The organism is Inhella sp. (assembly GCF_041912635.1).
Classification (GTDB): Bacteria; Pseudomonadota; Gammaproteobacteria; order Burkholderiales; family Burkholderiaceae_C; genus Inhella.
Genome location: NZ_JAYRMO010000016.1, coordinates 25,051 through 39,984 on the forward strand (window position 1 = coordinate 25,051; position 14,934 = coordinate 39,984).

General features: G+C 70.9%; 13 protein-coding genes. 5 read left to right on the forward strand and 8 right to left on the reverse strand.

Translation table 11 applies throughout. The annotated features are described in order from the left end of the window. Positions 1-33 precede the first annotated feature (33 nt). Positions 34-729 (forward strand): DUF3047 domain-containing protein, encoded by a 696-nt coding sequence (locus tag ACE3QP_RS11010; protein ID WP_374436039.1) that lies wholly within the window; start codon positions 34-36, stop codon positions 727-729. Between the two features lie 15 nt (positions 730-744). Here ACE3QP_RS11010 and ACE3QP_RS11015 read toward each other — a convergent pair whose 3' ends face one another. Continuing rightward, positions 745-1,608, reverse strand: a complete 864-nt coding sequence (locus ACE3QP_RS11015; protein ID WP_374436041.1) for a 3',5'-nucleoside bisphosphate phosphatase — start codon at positions 1,606-1,608, stop codon at positions 745-747. Between the two features lie 68 nt (positions 1,609-1,676). Between ACE3QP_RS11015 and ACE3QP_RS11020 the strand changes: the two genes are divergently transcribed. Next, positions 1,677-3,065: a wax ester/triacylglycerol synthase domain-containing protein gene (locus ACE3QP_RS11020; protein ID WP_374436042.1), complete on the forward strand. Its 1,389-nt coding sequence runs from the start codon at positions 1,677-1,679 to the stop codon at positions 3,063-3,065. Here ACE3QP_RS11020 and ACE3QP_RS11025 read toward each other — a convergent pair. The 3 genes from ACE3QP_RS11025 to ACE3QP_RS11035 form a co-directional block, all read right to left on the reverse strand. Next, entirely contained in the window at positions 3,055-4,215 is a 1,161-nt protein-coding gene (locus tag ACE3QP_RS11025) for a methyl-accepting chemotaxis protein (protein ID WP_374436044.1), read from the reverse strand. The two genes, ACE3QP_RS11020 and ACE3QP_RS11025, sit on opposite strands and share 11 nt — an antisense overlap. A gap of 64 nt (positions 4,216-4,279) precedes the next feature. Further along, a complete protein-coding gene (gene recJ / locus ACE3QP_RS11030) occupies positions 4,280-6,010 on the reverse strand; it encodes a single-stranded-DNA-specific exonuclease RecJ (protein WP_374436046.1) in 1,731 nt (576 codons plus the stop codon). Next, positions 6,007-6,882 (reverse strand): hypothetical protein, encoded by an 876-nt coding sequence (locus tag ACE3QP_RS11035; RefSeq protein ID WP_374436048.1) that lies wholly within the window; start codon positions 6,880-6,882, stop codon positions 6,007-6,009. The genes recJ and ACE3QP_RS11035 overlap by 4 nt, the downstream gene beginning before the upstream one ends. Positions 6,883-7,072: 190 nt before the next feature. Here ACE3QP_RS11035 and ppk1 point away from each other — a divergent pair, with 190 nt between their 5' ends. After that, the gene (gene ppk1, locus ACE3QP_RS11040) at positions 7,073-9,130 is read left to right on the forward strand and encodes a polyphosphate kinase 1 (protein WP_374436049.1); all 2,058 of its coding nucleotides are present in this window, start codon (positions 7,073-7,075) and stop codon (positions 9,128-9,130) included. Between the two features lie 7 nt (positions 9,131-9,137). Then, positions 9,138-9,602: a histidine phosphatase family protein gene (locus tag ACE3QP_RS11045; RefSeq protein ID WP_374436051.1), complete on the forward strand. Its 465-nt coding sequence runs from the start codon at positions 9,138-9,140 to the stop codon at positions 9,600-9,602. Positions 9,603-9,606: 4 nt separating this feature from the next. Here ACE3QP_RS11045 and ACE3QP_RS11050 read toward each other — a convergent pair whose 3' ends face one another. Continuing rightward, on the reverse strand, positions 9,607-11,130 hold the full coding sequence (locus tag ACE3QP_RS11050; RefSeq protein ID WP_374436053.1) for an exopolyphosphatase: 1,524 nt from the start codon (positions 11,128-11,130) through the stop codon (positions 9,607-9,609). Between the two features lie 98 nt (positions 11,131-11,228). Between ACE3QP_RS11050 and ACE3QP_RS11055 the strand changes: the two genes are divergently transcribed. Further along, positions 11,229-12,002, forward strand: coding sequence for a ZIP family metal transporter (locus ACE3QP_RS11055; protein ID WP_374436054.1), 774 nt, complete (start codon positions 11,229-11,231; stop codon positions 12,000-12,002). A 6-nt stretch (positions 12,003-12,008) separates the two neighbouring features. Here the strand turns inward: ACE3QP_RS11055 and ACE3QP_RS11060 are convergent, their stop codons facing one another. From ACE3QP_RS11060 to ACE3QP_RS11070, 3 genes are all read right to left on the reverse strand, one after another. Further along, entirely contained in the window at positions 12,009-13,103 is a 1,095-nt protein-coding gene (locus ACE3QP_RS11060; RefSeq protein ID WP_374436056.1) for a substrate-binding periplasmic protein, read from the reverse strand. Continuing rightward, positions 13,104-14,375: a hypothetical protein gene (locus tag ACE3QP_RS11065; RefSeq protein WP_374436057.1), complete on the reverse strand. Its 1,272-nt coding sequence runs from the start codon at positions 14,373-14,375 to the stop codon at positions 13,104-13,106. An 89-nt stretch (positions 14,376-14,464) separates the two neighbouring features. Continuing rightward, positions 14,465-14,899: a universal stress protein gene (locus ACE3QP_RS11070; protein ID WP_374436059.1), complete on the reverse strand. Its 435-nt coding sequence runs from the start codon at positions 14,897-14,899 to the stop codon at positions 14,465-14,467. Positions 14,900-14,934 lie beyond the last annotated feature (35 nt).

Consider the following 14,934-nt stretch of genomic DNA (forward strand, 5'->3'; position numbering starts at 1 on the left):
AAAGCCTGTGTTGCAGCTTGCTACGCTGCTGCCATGTCCGAACACCTGCCCCGCCGTCAGGCCCTGCTGCTGGGTGCCGCCAGCCTGCTGTCGGCCTGTGCCAGCCCGCCGCCGCCCAGCGCCCACCCCGAGGGCTGGCACGAGTTCGCGCTGCCAGGCAAGCGCCGTAACCGTTACCGCAGCGTCGTCAAGGAAGGGCGCACGGCCTTCGAGGCCGTCTCCGACCACTCGGCCAGCCTGTGGCGGCGGCGTCTGAGCATCCCGGCGGCGCGTGTCGGCCCGGTCAGCTTTTCCTGGTGGGTCGAAGGCCTGCTGGCCGAATCCGACGTCAGCGACAGCGCGCGCGAGGACGCGGTGGCGCGCGTCATCTTCGGCTTCGACGGCGACCACCGCCGCCTGAGCGGCGCCACGCGCGCGCAGTTCGAACTGGCCGAGCTGCTGACGGGGGAGACCCCGCCCTATGCCACGCTGATGTATGTGTGGGAGCGCCGCGCGCCCGTGGAGGCGGTGATCACCAACCCGCGCTCGGACCGCATCCGCAAGATCGTGCTCGACACCGGCGCCAGCCAGCTGGGCCGCTGGCGCGACCACCGCCGCCACCTGGCGCAGGATTTCGAGCGCGCCTTCGGCGAGCCGCCGGGCGATCTGGTCTCGGTGGCCTTCATGACCGACAGCGACAACACCCGCGGCCGGGCGCGCAGCTGGTACGGGCCCCTCAGCTTCGGCTGATGCCGGCTTCGCGCCTCAGCTGACGCGGGCTTCCAGCAGTTCCCACACCGGCCGCAGCTTGGCCGACAGCGGGGGCAGGCTGCCGAGCTCGGTGCGGCTCTCGGCGGGTGAGTGGAAATCGCTGCCGCGCGAGGCCAGCAGCTCGAATTCCAGCGCCATGTCGGTGTAGCGCACCGCTTCGGCGTCGCTGTGGCTGCCCGTCACCACTTCCACGCCCTGGCCGCCATGGGTCTTGAACTCGCTGAAGAGCGCGAACTCGGCCGTCGGGCTGAAGGCATAGCGCGCCGGGTGGGCGATGACGGCCACGCCGCCGGCCTCGCGGATCCAGCGCACCGCATCCCCCAGCGCAGCCCAGCGGTGCTCCACATAGCCGGGCTTGCCTTCCTTCAGGAAGCGGCGGAAGACCTCGGGGATGTCGTTGCAGACCCCGCTCTCCACCAGGAAGCGTGCGAAGTGCGTGCGCGAGATCAGATCGGGGTTGCCCACATGCTTGAGCGCGCCCTCGTAAGCGCCGGGGATGCCCACCGCCGCCAGGCCGGCGGCCATCTCGCGCGCACGCTGCTCGCGCCCGCCGCGCGTGGCGCGCAGGCCTTCCACCAGTTGCGCATCCGTTTCATCCACGCCCAGGCCGACGATGTGCACCACCTGGCCGGCGAAGCTGACCGAGATTTCCACCCCGGCCAGGAAGGGCATGCCGTGGGCCTGCGCGGCCGCGCGCGCGCGGGCAATGCCGCTCACCTCGTCGTGGTCCGTCAGCGCCCACAGCTCCACGCCCTGGGCGGCGGCACGCGCCGCCACGGCCTCCGGCGCCAGCGTGCCGTCCGAGACGGTGGAGTGGCAGTGCAGATCGGCGTTGCTGAGGACATGAAAGCGGGGCATGGGCCGATTATCGAAGCCGGGGCGCCGCCGTATGCTGGGCCATCCAAAGGCCCCACCTTCGCGCACCCATGAGCCGACTTTCGCTGCTGGACCTTGCCTTCTTCGTGGCCGAAAACGCCGCCAGCCCCAAGCATGTGGCCGGGCTGCACATCCACGCCCGGCCGGCCGGCGCCAAGGCCGGCTTCGCGCGCGCCCTGTTCGAAGAGTTCCTGACCCACACCGAGGTGGCGCCGCCCTTCAACCGGGTGATCCGCTTCATCAGCCCCGGCCTGATGCCGGACTGGGTGGAGGCCGATCAGGTGGACCTGAGCCAGCACCTGTTCTTCCACAGCCTCAAGCCCGGCAAGAACCAGCGCGAGCACCTGTACGCGCTGGTGAGCAAGCTGCATGAACCCATGCTGGACCGCAGCCGCCCGCTGTGGGAAGTGCATGTGATCGACAAGCTCTGGGACGGCCAGTTCGCCATCTACTACAAGATGCACCACGCCTATGCGGACGGCATCACCATGACGCGCTGGGGCGTGGCCTCGCTGGCAGAAGGCCCGGCCGACCTGGAGCTGCGCCCGGTCTGGACCACCAACCACGTCAAGCGCCGCGGTGGCGGCGGGCGCAGCAAGTTGAACCAGCGCCTGGTGGGCAGCGTGTGGAAGCAGCTCACCGCCAACAGCAAGCGCGCCATCGGCATCGGCCGCCTGGGCGCCATGCTGGCGCTGGAAGCCGTCAAGCTCACCAAGAACGCCATTGCCTTGCCCTTCATGGCGCCGGGCGACACGCCCTTCACCGGCACCGCCACGCCCGGCCGCCAGTTCGCCACCGCGGCGCTGCCGATGACGCGCATCGCCGCCGTGCGCAAGGCCGCCCGCGCCACCCTCAACCACGTGGCCCTGACCTGCCTGGACGGCGCCATGCACCGTTACCTGCAGGACGAGGGCATTGCGCTGGATCGGCCCATCACCATCCAGATGCCGGTAAACCTGCGCCGCGAAGGGCAGAACGACGTGGGCAACAAGATCGGCATCATCCTGGTGGACCTCTCGCCGCCCACCGACGACGCCTACATCCGCCTGCGCAACGTCGGCTACTCGCTGCGCAATGTGCGCCAGATGATCGACACCGTGGCGCCGGAGGCGATCGAGACCTACACCATCCTCACCGGCGTGCTGGGCCAGCTGGCGGCGATGTTCGGCCTGGCCGACGTCATCACCCCGATGGGCAATGCCACCGTCTCCAACGTGCCCGGGCCCGAGCAGCGCCTGTTCCTGAAGGGCGCCGAGCTGCGCGAGATGCACCCGGTCTCCACCCTGCCGCCCACGCACCTGATCAACATCACGCTGTTCAGCTACGCGGGCGAGTTGAATTTCGGCTTGATCGCGACCGACCAGATGCCGCATCTGGGCCGCCTGGCCCGGTACATCGAAGAAGAATTCAGCGCGCTGGAGAAAGCCCTCAGAGCCTGAAGCGCGCCACCCGCTCGCTGAGCTGATCGGCCTGCTCGGCCAGCGTGGCGGCGGCGGCAGCGCTTTGCTCCACCATGGCGGCGTTTCGCTGCGTCAGTTGGTCAACGGCGCGCACGGCCTGGTCCACCTGGCCAATCTCATCGCCCTGGCGCCGGGCGGCGGCGCTGATGTCCTCGATCACCACGCTGACCCGGCCGACGGCCTCGACGATGTGCGACATGGTGAGACCCGCTTCGTGCATGAGTGCGGTGCCACCCTCCACCCGTTCGGCCGAGCTGCTGATCAGCTGTTTGATCTCGCGTGCGGCCGACGCTGCGCGTTGCGCGAGGTTGCGCACCTCGGTAGCCACCACCGCAAAGCCGCGCCCCTGCTCACCCGCGCGCGCCGCTTCCACGGCGGCGTTCAGCGCCAGGATGTTGGTCTGGAAGGCGATGCCATCGATCACGCCAATGATGTCGGTGATGCGGCGTGAGCTTTGCTGGATCGCTTCCATGGTCTGCACCACCGCCTGCACCTTGGCGCCACCCTGCTCGGCCACGGCGGCAGCCTCGCGTGCCATGCCATGGGCACGGCCGGTAGCCTCGCTGGTCAGGCCCACCTCGGTGGCCAGTTCGTTGACGCGGGCGGCCGCCTCCTGCAATCGGCTGGCGGCCGCTTCGCTGCGATTGGAAAGCTCCAGGTTGTCGGCGCGAACTTCCTGGCTGGCCGTGTGCACCTGCTGGGCGCCGCTTTGCACCTGGCGCAGCAGCTCGCCGTGGCGGTCAAAGCTTTCGCGGGCGGCCAGCTTTTCAGTGGACACATCGGCCGCAAGTTGCTTCAGTGTCTTCTCCAGCGTGTCCAGGCGCTCGCGCAGCACGGCCTGCTCAGGCGGTGCTGCGTGCAGGCTTTGCAGATGGGCCGCCGCCTGGGCTTGCGCGCCTTCCTGGTCAGCCTGGCCGGACAGGCGCAGCAGGCTGTGCAGGCGGTGTTCCTGCAGCGCGGTGTTGGCTTGCAGCAGGGCCAACGCTGCTGGGCGGCGGTTCGATTGCGCGCGCACGCTCGCCTGCTCGTCGAACAGTCGGTTCAGCCAGCCGGCAGTCGGCAGGGCCACGGCCAGCAGGATGAACAGGAGCAGCAGGGTGAAACGTCGTTGCAGCGAGAGATCGCGCATGCAGGGGCTCGGCAGTTCAAGGAAGACCCTGATGCCGCCCAGCGCGCGTGACGGTCGTGTGACCTCAGGCCAGCGCTTCCACCAGCAGCTGCAGCCGCGCCTGGCCGTTCCAGGCATCGCGCTGCAGCCGGTAGGCCAGGCGCACGCGCGGGCCGTCGAGCGTGTCGGCGCGGCGGAACCAGATGGCGTCGAAATCCTGCCCCTGCTGGCGCAGGCGCAGCTTCAGATGCCCGCTGCCGACCAGGCGCTGGTCGCGCAGCTCGAATTCGTCGACGAACAGCGGGGCCTCGAAGCCCTGGCCCCAGACCTGGCCCTCCAACTGCTCGGCCATCGCCAGGGTGAGCTGCTCGGCGCCCAGGGCGCCGTCATGGCGCAGCTCGCGCGCCAGCGCTTCGGGCGGCAGCCAGTCCTGCGCAATGGCGCGCAGCGCGGCCTCGAAGCGCGCCGGCTCGGGCGCGTCCAGGGTGCAGCCGGCGGCCATGGCGTGGCCGCCAAATTTGGCCAGCAGGCCGGGCTCGCGCTTGGCCAGCAGGTCCAGGGCGTCGCGCAGATGAAAGCCGGGGATCGAGCGGCCCGAGCCCTTGAGCCGGCCGTCGGCGCCGCGGGCGAACACGAAGCAGGGGCGGTGCAGCGCGTCCTTCAGGCGCCCGGCCAGGATGCCAACCACGCCTTCGTGGAAGCTCTCGTCAAACAGGGCCAGGGCGGGCGGTGGCGCGCCCTGGGGCAGGGCGCGCGCGAGCAGCAGCTCCGCTTGTTCGCGCATGTCGGTTTCCACCGCGCGGCGCTCGCGGTTGATGGCGTCGAGCTGCTGGGCCAGCAGCAGGGCGCGTGCGGGGTCGTCGCAGCGCAGGCATTCGATGCCGAGGCGCATGTCGGCCAGGCGGCCCGCGGCGTTGACGCGCGGGCCCAGCGCAAAGCCGAAGTCCTGGCTGCTGGCGCGCTCGCTCTCGCGCCCCGCCACCTGGAAGAGCGCGCGGATGCCCGGCTGCATTTGGCCGGCGCGGATGCGGCGCAGGCCCTGCGCTACGAGGCGGCGGTTGTTGGCGTCCAGCGGCACCACATCGGCCACGGTGCCCAGGGCGACAAGGTCGAGCAGGCTGTCCAGGCGCGGCTGCTGGGTGGCTTCGAAGGCGCCGCGCGCGCGCAACTCGGCGCGCAGGGCCAGCAGCACGTAGAAGGCCACGCCCACGCCGGCCAGGGCCTTGCTGGGGAAGGGGCAACCGGGCTGGTTGGGGTTGACGATGGCGTCGGCCGCCGGCAGCTGCACCCGGCCCTCGGCATCCGCCGCGCACAGGTGGTGGTCGGTGACGACGACCTGCAGGCCCTGCGCCTTGGCGTGCGCCACGCCCTCCAGGCTGGCGATTCCGTTGTCTACGGTGATCAGCACCTGGGCCTGCTGGGCGAGCGCGAGGTCGACGATGGCGGGGGTGAGGCCGTAGCCGTGCACGGCGCGGTCGGGCACCACGTAATCCAGCTGCTCGGGCCGCGCGCCCAGCAGGGCCAGGCCGCGCAAGAGCGTGGCGCAGGCGGTGGCGCCGTCGCAGTCGTAGTCGGCCACCACGCACAGGCGCCGGCCGGCAGCGAGGGCGTCGGCCAGCAGGGCTGCGGCCTGCTCGCTGCCCTTGAGTTGGGCGGGCGGGTGCAGATGGCGCAGATCGGGGTCCAGCTCGGCGGCGCTGCGCACGCCGCGGGCGGCGTACAGGCGCGCCAGCAGCGGGCTCAGGCCCTGCTGCTCCAGCGCCCAGGCGCTGCGCGGCTCGGCGTTGCGGGCGATGACACGCAGGGGCGCGCTCATTGGTCGAGCTCCCGCAGCAGCTCGGTCAAGGCGGGCGCTTGGCGGCGTTGCCAAGGCCAGCGCCAACGCGGCTTGGCAGGCAGCCAGCTGCGTGCGCGCACATCCCCGGCCAAGGTGAGCCGAGCCGGGCGGCCGGCCGCGGCCTCGCGCCGCAGTGCTGCGATCGGGCCGCCATCGAGGCGTGCCCAATGCTCGGCGTGCTCTGCGGGGTCCAGCGGGGGCTCGGGCTCCAGCACCAGATGGCTCGGCAATGCCGGCCCCTTGCCCGCCCCCCACATCCAGACGCTGTTGACGATCAGGGCCCCGCGCGCGGCACGGGCCTGGTTGATCGGGTGCTCGTGCAGCAGCATCTGGGCCTCGTTCTGCAGCCGGCGCAGCCAGCGCTCGGCCGGCAGCCAGGGGCTGAGTGAACGCTGGGCGATGCGGTTCAGGCTGGCCAGCTGAAGGCCGGCCAGCTGCTCGTGCCCCAGCAGCCAGCGGTCCGGTTGCAGGCACTCGAACTGCCAGCCCTCGGTCGCCGGGAACAGCGGCGCCAGCAACTCGAACAGCGCACGGCCCTCGGCCTCGTCCAGCGCCAGCAGGGTCGGGGGCAGGGCGATGGCCTGCTGGGCATCCAGCTGCAGGTGCAGGGGGCTGAGCCAGGCCCAGGCCGGTGCCTGCAGGCCTTGCGGCGCGGCGGCCCAGGCGGCCAGGGGCGCGGCGCCATGCAGCCCGGCGGCTGCGGCCAGGGTCTGTTCGAAGGGGGTGTCCAGGCTGCTGGCGTCGCCGCCCAGGTCAGGGCCGGCAATCTGCCAGTCGTTCAGCAGGGCTTGCAGCTCGGCACCGGCGCGCAGCTCCGGAGCGTTGCCGGAGGTGGCGATCACGCAATGCATGCGAGGGATTATCTAGACCCCCCCGAAGCGCCTTCGGCGCCTCCCCCCCAGGGGGCGCCACCAGCGGCCCGGCAAAGCCGGTTCCGCGGTGGCACTTGGGGTACTGAGCTCTTCTGAGGAGTGTCGCCATGGATGCGGGCTGCGGTTGGGCTGTCACCGAAGCGTCATGTGCGATTCCTAGAATCATTCGATGACCCTCAAAGCGCTGCGCCTGCTGGATCGCGAACAAGCCATCCTGGAGTTCCAACGCCGTGTGCTGGCACAGGCCATGCGCGAGGACGTGCCGCTGCTGGAGCGCCTGCGCTACCTGTGCATCGTCTCCAGCAACCTCGATGAGTTCTTCGAGGTGCGCTTCTCGGACTTGCTCGATGCCCTGCGCGACAAGAGCGGCGACATCAAGCACGAGGACGTGGAGCGCGTGGGCGCGGCCGCGCACGAGTTGATCGACAGCCAGTACGCGATCTACAACGAGCAGCTGATGCCGGCGCTGCAGCAGCGCGGCATCCTCATCCGCAACCATGCCGAACGCAACGAGACGCAGCGCCGCTGGGTGGCGCGCTTCTTCGAGCGCGAGGTTAGGCCGCTGCTGGTGCCGGTGAGCCTGGACCCGGCCCACCCCTTCCCGCAGGTGGCCAACAAGGCGCTGCACTTCATCGTCAAGCTCTCGGGCAAGGACGCGCTGGGGCGCGACAGCCCGATCGCCATCGTCAAGGTGCCGCGCGTGCTGCCGCGCGTCATCCGCCTGCCCCAGCATGTGGCGCCGGGCGAGCAATGCTTCGTGCTGCTCAGCAGCGTCATCCGTGCCCATCTGACCGAGCTCTTCCCGGGCCGTGAGGTGGTGTCCTTCTCGCAGTTCCGCGTCACGCGCGATTCCGACCTGGAGTTCGACGAGGACCTGGTCGGCAACCTGCGCCACGCCGTGCGCAGCAGCCTCACCACCCGCCACTTCGGCCGCGCGGTGCGCCTGGAGGTGGTGCGCAGCTGCCCCGAGGAGCTCTACCAGCTGCTGCTGCGCCAGTTCGACCTGCCCGATGCCGCGCTCTACCGCGTCAATGGCCCCGTGAACCTGGTGCGCCTGAACGAGCTGATCGACCAGACTCAGGCGCCCGACCTGCGTTTCGAACCGCACGAGCCTGTGTGGCCGCAGGGCCGGCTGCCGCGCCAGAAGCCGATGTTCGAGCGTCTGGCCAAGAGCGACGTGCTGCTGCACCACCCCTTCGAGAGCTTCGAGCCCGTCATCAAGTTCCTGCGCCAGGCCGTGGACGACCCCGAGGTGCTGGCCATCAAGCAGACGATCTACCGCACCGGCACGGAATCGGTGCTGATGGACCTGCTGGTGGAGGCGGCGCGGCGCGGCAAGGAAGTGCTGGCCGTGGTGGAGCTGAAGGCGCGTTTTGACGAGGAGGCCAATGTCAATTGGGCCGAGCGCCTGGAGGCCGCCGGCGCGCAGGTGGTGTACGGCATCGTGGGCCTGAAGACACACGGCAAGATGCTGCTGGTGACGCGCCGCGAAGGCTCCGGCGCCAAGCGCCGGCTGCGCCGCTACCTGCACCTCTCGACCGGCAACTACAACCCACGCACGGCGCGCTTTTATACCGACATCGGCCTGCTGACCGCCGACCCGGCACTCACTGCCGACGCCGATGCCGTGTTCGGCCTGCTGGCCAGCACCAGCCATATGCGGCGCATGCACAAGCTGGTGCTTGCACCGTTCGCCATGCATGCGCGCTGGTGCGGCTACCTGGAGCAGGTGCGCAAGGCCGCGGCGGCCGGCCACGGCGCGCGCGTGGTGGTGAAGATCAATGCCCTCACCGACGTCGAGCTGATCGAGGCCCTGGTGGCCTGCGGCCAGGCCGGCGCGCAGATCGACCTGATCGTGCGCGGCGCCTGCCGGCTGGCGCCCGGTGTGCCGGGCCAGACCGACAACATCCGCGTGCGCTCGGTCGTCGGCCGTTTTCTGGAGCACACGCGGGTGATGTACTTCCGCTGGGGCGACAGCGACCGCGAGGAGGCGCTCTACCTGTCCAGTGCCGACTGGATGAGCCGCAATATGCGCGGGCGGATCGAACTGGCCTGGCCGATCACCGAGCCGAAGTTGCGCCAGCGCGTCATCGACGAGGCCATCCAGCCCTATCTGCACGATGGCAAGGACGCCTGGCGGCAGGACGCCCGCGGCCACTACACCCGGGTGGACCCGGAAGGGCAGAGCGCCCAGCAGGCCCTGGTCGAGCGCTACCGGGCGGAGTGACCCGGCCGTGGACCTGATCCTCTGGCGCCATGCCGAGGCGCATCCGCTGCGCGAGGGGCAGTCCGATCTGGAGCGTCGCCTCACCGCCCAGGGCGAGCGCCAGGCGCGCCGCATGGCGGTGTGGCTGGAACAGCGCCTGCCGGCCAGCGCCCTGCTGCTGGTGAGCCCAGCCCAGCGCTGTCAGGCCACCGTGCGCGCGCTGGAGGGGCGCACGCCCCGCACCGTGGCCGCGCTCGGCCCCGAGCAGGGCGTGGACGCGCTGCTGGCGGCGGTGCAATGGCCGGATGCCGCGGCTCCCGTGCTGGTGGTGGGCCATCAGCCCACGCTGGGCCAGGTGGCCGCGCGCCTGCTGGCGGGGACCGAGCAGGACTGGAGCGTCAAGAAGGCCGGTGTGTGGTGGCTGCGCTCGCGCCGCCGTGCCGGCCAGTTGCAGACCGTGCTGCACGGCGTGATGGGGCCGGAGCTGCTGTAGCCACTCAGGCGCGGATGTCCAGCTCCAGCAATCCCGTCTTGGCCCAGGCCTGCGCCTCCTCGGTCAGCAGGTAGAGCGCCTGCGGGTGCTGGACGCCCCAGCCGCGCGCCATCTGCACGCGCACCTGGCGGCCCTGGCGGCGCAGCTGGATGTGCTGCTCCTGGATCGGGCCACGCGCGTGGCACTTGATGACGGCCAGGCGCAGCGCCAGCACCTGCCAGATCAGGCTGTCGTCGCGCAGCTCGGCCTCGAGCTTGCGCAGGCCGCCGCGCTGGCCCAGCGCGATCTGGCTGAGGCGGCGCAGCTGGTTCTGCGAAAAGCCCGGCGCGTCCAGATGCGCCAGCAGGTATTGCGCGTGGCGATGGTGGTCGTGGTGCGAGACCAGCATGCCGATCTCGTGCAGCGCCGCGGCCCAGCCCATCTCCAGCTGGCGCTCGGGCGCGGCCTCGGCGTCGAGCTGGCGGTGCAGGCGCTGGCCGAGCGCGCGCACGCGCTGCGCCTGCTCGCGGTCCACGGCGAAGCGCTGCTGCAGCTCCAGCACGGTGGGTTCGCGCGGGTCGTCCGCCGGGCGGCGGGCGCGCAGGCGTTCGTCCAGCTCCACCACCAGGCCCTGGCGCAGCGCGCCCTTGGCGGGCAGGATCTCGTCGATTTCGAAGAGACTCATCAGCGTGTAGAGGATGCACAGCCCCCCGGCCACCACGCCGCGGCGGTCGTCCTTCAGGCCAGGCAGGCGCAGCGCCGCCACGCTGCCGGCCTGGATGCAGGCGTCGATGCACCAGCGCAATCCGTCCGGCGTGATGCGGCCGTCGCTGTGCCCGGAGTCCTCCAGGATTTGCGAGACCGCACCGGCGGTGCCCGAGCTGCCCAGCACCTCCAGCCAAGCGGGCTGGCAGTGGCGGCGGCCGAACAGGGCCAGCGCCTCTTCCAGCTCGGCCGCGGCGGCAATTTGCGCCGCGCGAAAGGCCTCGGCCGTCAGCCGCCCTTCGGCGAAGTAGCGCACCGACAGGCCGACGCTGCCGATGCGGAACGACTCCACCGCCAGCGGCTGGTTGCCCTGGCCCAGGATCAGTTCGGTGCTGCGGCCGCCGATGTCAATCACCAGGCGCGTGTGTGCCGCCGGCTGCAGGTGCGAGACACCGCTGTAAATCAAGCGCGCCTCCTCACGGCCGGCGATGACCTCCACCGGGTGCCCGAGCGCCTCTTGTGCGCGCAGCAGAAAGGCATCGCGATTGGCGGCCTCGCGCAGGGTCTGGGTGGCGACGGCGCGCAGGCGCTCGGCCGGGAAGCCCTGCAGCTCGCGGCCGAAGCGGCGCAAGCAGTCGAGCGCGCGTGTCATCGCCGCCTCGGTGAGGCGGCCTTCGGCGTCCAGCCCGGCGCCCAGGCGCACGGGTTCCTTCCAGTAGGCCAGGGTTTTGTAGTCACCGGCGCGCAGGCGCGCCACTTCCAGGCGGAAGCTGTTCGAGCCCAGGTCGATGGCGGCGTAGGTGTCGGCCGCCCAGCGGCTGTTCTTCGGCGAGGGGGTCAGCATGGGGCGGGATTCTGTGCCGGTTTCATGACAGGGCCTGCCGGCGCGCGCCGACCCGCCTGCGACAATCCGCGCCCTTTGCGCTACGCCCCTACGCCCCCATGACCCTTGCCGCCATCGTCCTGGTCACCCTGGTGGGCGGTTTGCTGTCGGTGCTGATCGCGGCCTGGCTGACCGTGAGCCTGCTCTCGCGCCTGGTCAAGCACCTGGTCAGCCTGTCGGCCGGCGTGCTGCTGGGCACCGCCCTGCTGCATGTGCTGCCCGAGGCCTTCGAGAGCCAGGCCGGCATCCAGGAGCTGTTCCTGACCCTGCTCGGCGGCCTGTTGTTCTTCTTCCTGCTGGAAAAGGTGGAGCTGTACCGCCACAGCCACCACCATGAAGGTGACGGGCATGAGCATCACCACCATTTCGACCAGGAGCAGGCGGGGCGCGGCGGGCTCTCGGTGCTGGTGGGCGACGGCATCCACAACTTTTGCGACGGCGTGCTGATCGCCGCCGCCTTCCTGACCGACCCCAAGCTGGGTTGGCTGACCGCCGGGGCCATCATTGCGCACGAGATCCCGCAGGAAGTGGGCGACTACCTGGTGCTGCTGAACGCTGGCTTCAGCCGCGGGCGCGCGCTGTTCTACAACGCGCTCTCGGGCCTGGCCGGGGTGGTCGGCGGCGTTGCCGGCTACTTCCTGATCCAGCCCTTCGAGAGCCTGCTGCCCTATCTGATGGTGGTGGCGGCCTCCAGCTTCATTTACGTGGCGGTGGCCGATCTGATCCCGCAATTGCAGCGCCGCCTGCCATGGCGCGCCACCGCCTTGCAGCTGTTCTGGCTGGCACTGGGCCTGGGTTTCACTTTGCTACTCGCCCGCGGCCACGCGCACTGAGCCACATCAGGGCAGGTAAAGGATCTTCAGGCTGGCGTCCAGCTCGTGCAGCGGCAGCACGCCGATGGCCAGAGGTTGACGACGCAGCTGCGCGCGCAGCTGGCTGGGAGTGTCCAGTTGCAGCGGCTTGCGGCTGCCGCCGCTGAAGGTGGCGCGTGACCATTCGGCACGCAGCTGCGCGGCACTGCGGCGCAGCACCTGTTCGGCAAAGGGCGCCAGCCAGGCGTCGCCCGGCACCAGCAGCTGCGGCACGCGGCCGTCCTCCAGGGTCTTGAGGCGGCGCAGGAACAGCGCCTCGACCTCGTCGCGGCCCAGCGCCGGCAGCTCGCTTTGCGCCGCCGCCACCACCGCCACGGTGGGGATGCCGTGGCGGCGTAGCAGGGCGTCCAGCAGGCCTTGCTCGCGCAGCGCCTGCAGCGCAGCGAACACGTCGGCCGCCCGCACCTTGCTGGCGCGCGGCACGGCGCAATGCGCGTTGGCGTGGCCCAGCGGCAGGCGCCAGCGGCCCAGCGGCGGGTCGGGCTGCTCACGCAGGTAGTGGCTCAGCTCGAACTGCGTTGTCACGGCGTACTGCGTGCGCCCCAGGGCGAGCTTGCGCAAGGCCTTGTCCGGAGCCGGCGCGTCGTCGCGCTTCCAGGTGCCGGCGCCGAATTGCGCGTCCAGCAGGGGGTAGCTGTAGTGCAAGACCGCGCCCACGGTCTGGTCCAGGCGCATGTCCGCCAGGCGCTGCAGCGGCGCGCTGTTCGTCGAGCCCACCAGCACCTCGGGCAGGGCCCAGAGCGGGGGGCTCCATTCGTAAAGGCCGGGCTGGCGCACCCAGTCGGGGTTGGTGTGGCAGCGCAGGTCGATCTCGCCGGCCTCGGCGGCCTGGTCCAGCCGGGCGCGTGGCAGCATCACGAAGCTGGCCTTGCGCTTGAGTTGCTGGGCCAGCAGATGGCCTAGCTCGGCATTCAAGCCCTCGGGGGCCTGGCCCTCGCGCTGGCTCAGGAAGGGGGCGGCCCAGGCCGTGGACAAGCCCACCCGCAGCAGCGGCGCGTCCTCGGCGGCCAGCGCCACCGAGGTGAGCAGGCCGAGGCTGAAAGAGGCGAGGGCGCGGCGCATCTAGAACACGAAGTCCAGGTTCAGCGACCACTGGTTAACGCGGCCGTCCCAGGCCGGCCCCTGGTAGGGCCCGATGGGCGGCGGCGCTGGCACCTCCAGGTAATGGCTCTGCCCGGTGATGCGGCCCTCGCGCGTGGCGCGGTAGCGCTCCCATTGCAGCTTGAGCGCGGCGCGGGCGTGGAAGTCCCAGCGCAGGCCCAGCTGGGTGATGCGGCGGTCGTTCGGCGTCTGCAGGTAGAGGTCGATCAGCTGGTTGGCCTGGCGCGCCGCGGCCGGTGCCGCCGGGTGAGTCTGCAGGCCCAGAGGGGGCTCCTTGAAGCGAATTTCCCCCAGCACGGCGTAGGGCGACCAATCGCCCAGCCGGTGCGCCGCCAGCACGTACCAGGCGAGGGAGTCCGCCACGATGGAGTTGTTGCTGCTGCGCCGGGCGATCTCAGCAGTCAGCGACCAGCTGCCGCTCTCATGCTGCAGGGCCACGGTCTGCACCTGCGCGTGCACGCCTTCCAGCGGCGCGCGCGCCGCCAGCACGGCGGCACAGTTGGTGCAGGCAGTTGTACCGGCAATGAGCTGGCTGTAGAGCCGCTGCACATTGGCCAGGTGCATGTCGAAGCGGTAGTCGGAGCCGGCCACGCGCAGGCTCCACGGCCCCTCGTCGTAGCGCAGCGCCAGGCTGACCATGCGGTTGGCATCGATGGTGCCGGAGGGCAGGGCCAGCTCGGCGCGGCCGGCGCTGAACTCGGTGCGCAGTTCGCCCTGCGCCAGGCTGCGCGCATGGCGCAGCGCCAGCCCGTCCACATGGGTGAAGGGGTTGAGCTGGTAGACCGTGTTGACCGGGCGCGCGGTCGTCTGGGCGTAGCCCAGGTGGCGCGTCTCGGAATGCAGGAACACCGGCAGCGCGGTGCGGCCGAGCTTGAGGTTCAGATTGGGCTGGGCGTCCCAGCCGAGGTAGATCCACTCGTTGCGCGGGCGCTGGCCGTAGCGCACGTCGTCGCGGGCCAGCAGCTGCCAGACGGCCTGCACGCCCGGCGCGAACTCGTAGCGGGTTTGCACCGCGAGCAGGCTGTCGCCGTCGAACCGGACGCGGCCATTCAGGCTGGTGTTGCGGTTGCGGCCATCGCCGCGCACCCCCACCACCGGGTCATCGGCCACATGCGCGGCGAGCGTGCCATAGCCTTCAATCTGCCAGGGGTGCGGCTCTTCGACCCCTTCGCTGGCCTGGACCAACGGTGCCAGGGCCAGCAGGCCCCAGCCCAGCATGCGAACTCTGCGCATTCATCCTCCCGCCCCCGCTGGGACGGGGGTGAGCGGACTCTAGTGCAGCGCTGCGCGAAGGGCCAGCCTTCGCTGTGCAAGCCAGGGTTTCAACGCACCACCAGCACGGGGATCTTGCTGTGCGTCAACACCTTTTGGGTCTCGCTGCCCAGCAGCAGGGCCGAGACGCCGCGACGGCCATGGCTGGCCATGACGAGCAGATCGGCCTTGATGCGCTCGGCGTGGTCGACGATGGCGCGCCAGGGCTGGTTGCCCTCGACGCTGCTGGCCTCGCAGCGCACGCCGGCTGCGCTGGCGGCGTTCTGCACCGCCAGCAGGCGGGCGTTGGCCACGCGCAACTCGGCGTCCAGGTGTTCCTGGGGGCTGATGGGCTGGGTCTCGGCCAGCGGGCTGTAGGGGTAGGGCTCGGTGACGGTCAGCGCGTACAGCTGGCTGCCGAGCTTCTGGGCCAGTTCCACCGCCTGGGCCACGGCGGTGGCGGTGATGTCGGACCCATCGGTGGTGACGAGGATGCGGGCGTACATGCGAGGCTCCCGTTGAAGACCCCGTCAGTCTGCCG

Bases quoted from the DNA above. Each gene is read 5' to 3' on its own strand.
- ACE3QP_RS11025 (WP_374436044.1), bottom strand. From the start codon at position 4,215: ATGCGCGATCTCTCGCTGCAACGACGTTTCACCCTGCTGCTCCTGTTC.
- recJ (WP_374436046.1), bottom strand. From the start codon at position 6,010: ATGAGCGCGCCCCTGCGTGTCATCGCCCGCAACGCCGAGCCGCGCAGC.
- ACE3QP_RS11060 (WP_374436056.1), bottom strand. From the start codon at position 13,103: ATGCGCCGCGCCCTCGCCTCTTTCAGCCTCGGCCTGCTCACCTCGGTG.
- ACE3QP_RS11020 (WP_374436042.1), top strand. From the start codon at position 1,677: ATGAGCCGACTTTCGCTGCTGGACCTTGCCTTCTTCGTGGCCGAAAAC.
- ACE3QP_RS11035 (WP_374436048.1), bottom strand. From the start codon at position 6,882: ATGCATTGCGTGATCGCCACCTCCGGCAACGCTCCGGAGCTGCGCGCC.
- ACE3QP_RS11065 (WP_374436057.1), bottom strand. From the start codon at position 14,375: ATGCGCAGAGTTCGCATGCTGGGCTGGGGCCTGCTGGCCCTGGCACCG.
- ACE3QP_RS11070 (WP_374436059.1), bottom strand. From the start codon at position 14,899: ATGTACGCCCGCATCCTCGTCACCACCGATGGGTCCGACATCACCGCC.
- ACE3QP_RS11010 (WP_374436039.1), top strand. From the start codon at position 34: ATGTCCGAACACCTGCCCCGCCGTCAGGCCCTGCTGCTGGGTGCCGCC.
- ACE3QP_RS11015 (WP_374436041.1), bottom strand. From the start codon at position 1,608: ATGCCCCGCTTTCATGTCCTCAGCAACGCCGATCTGCACTGCCACTCC.
- ACE3QP_RS11050 (WP_374436053.1), bottom strand. From the start codon at position 11,130: ATGCTGACCCCCTCGCCGAAGAACAGCCGCTGGGCGGCCGACACCTAC.
- ACE3QP_RS11055 (WP_374436054.1), top strand. From the start codon at position 11,229: ATGACCCTTGCCGCCATCGTCCTGGTCACCCTGGTGGGCGGTTTGCTG.
- ppk1 (WP_374436049.1), top strand. From the start codon at position 7,073: ATGACCCTCAAAGCGCTGCGCCTGCTGGATCGCGAACAAGCCATCCTG.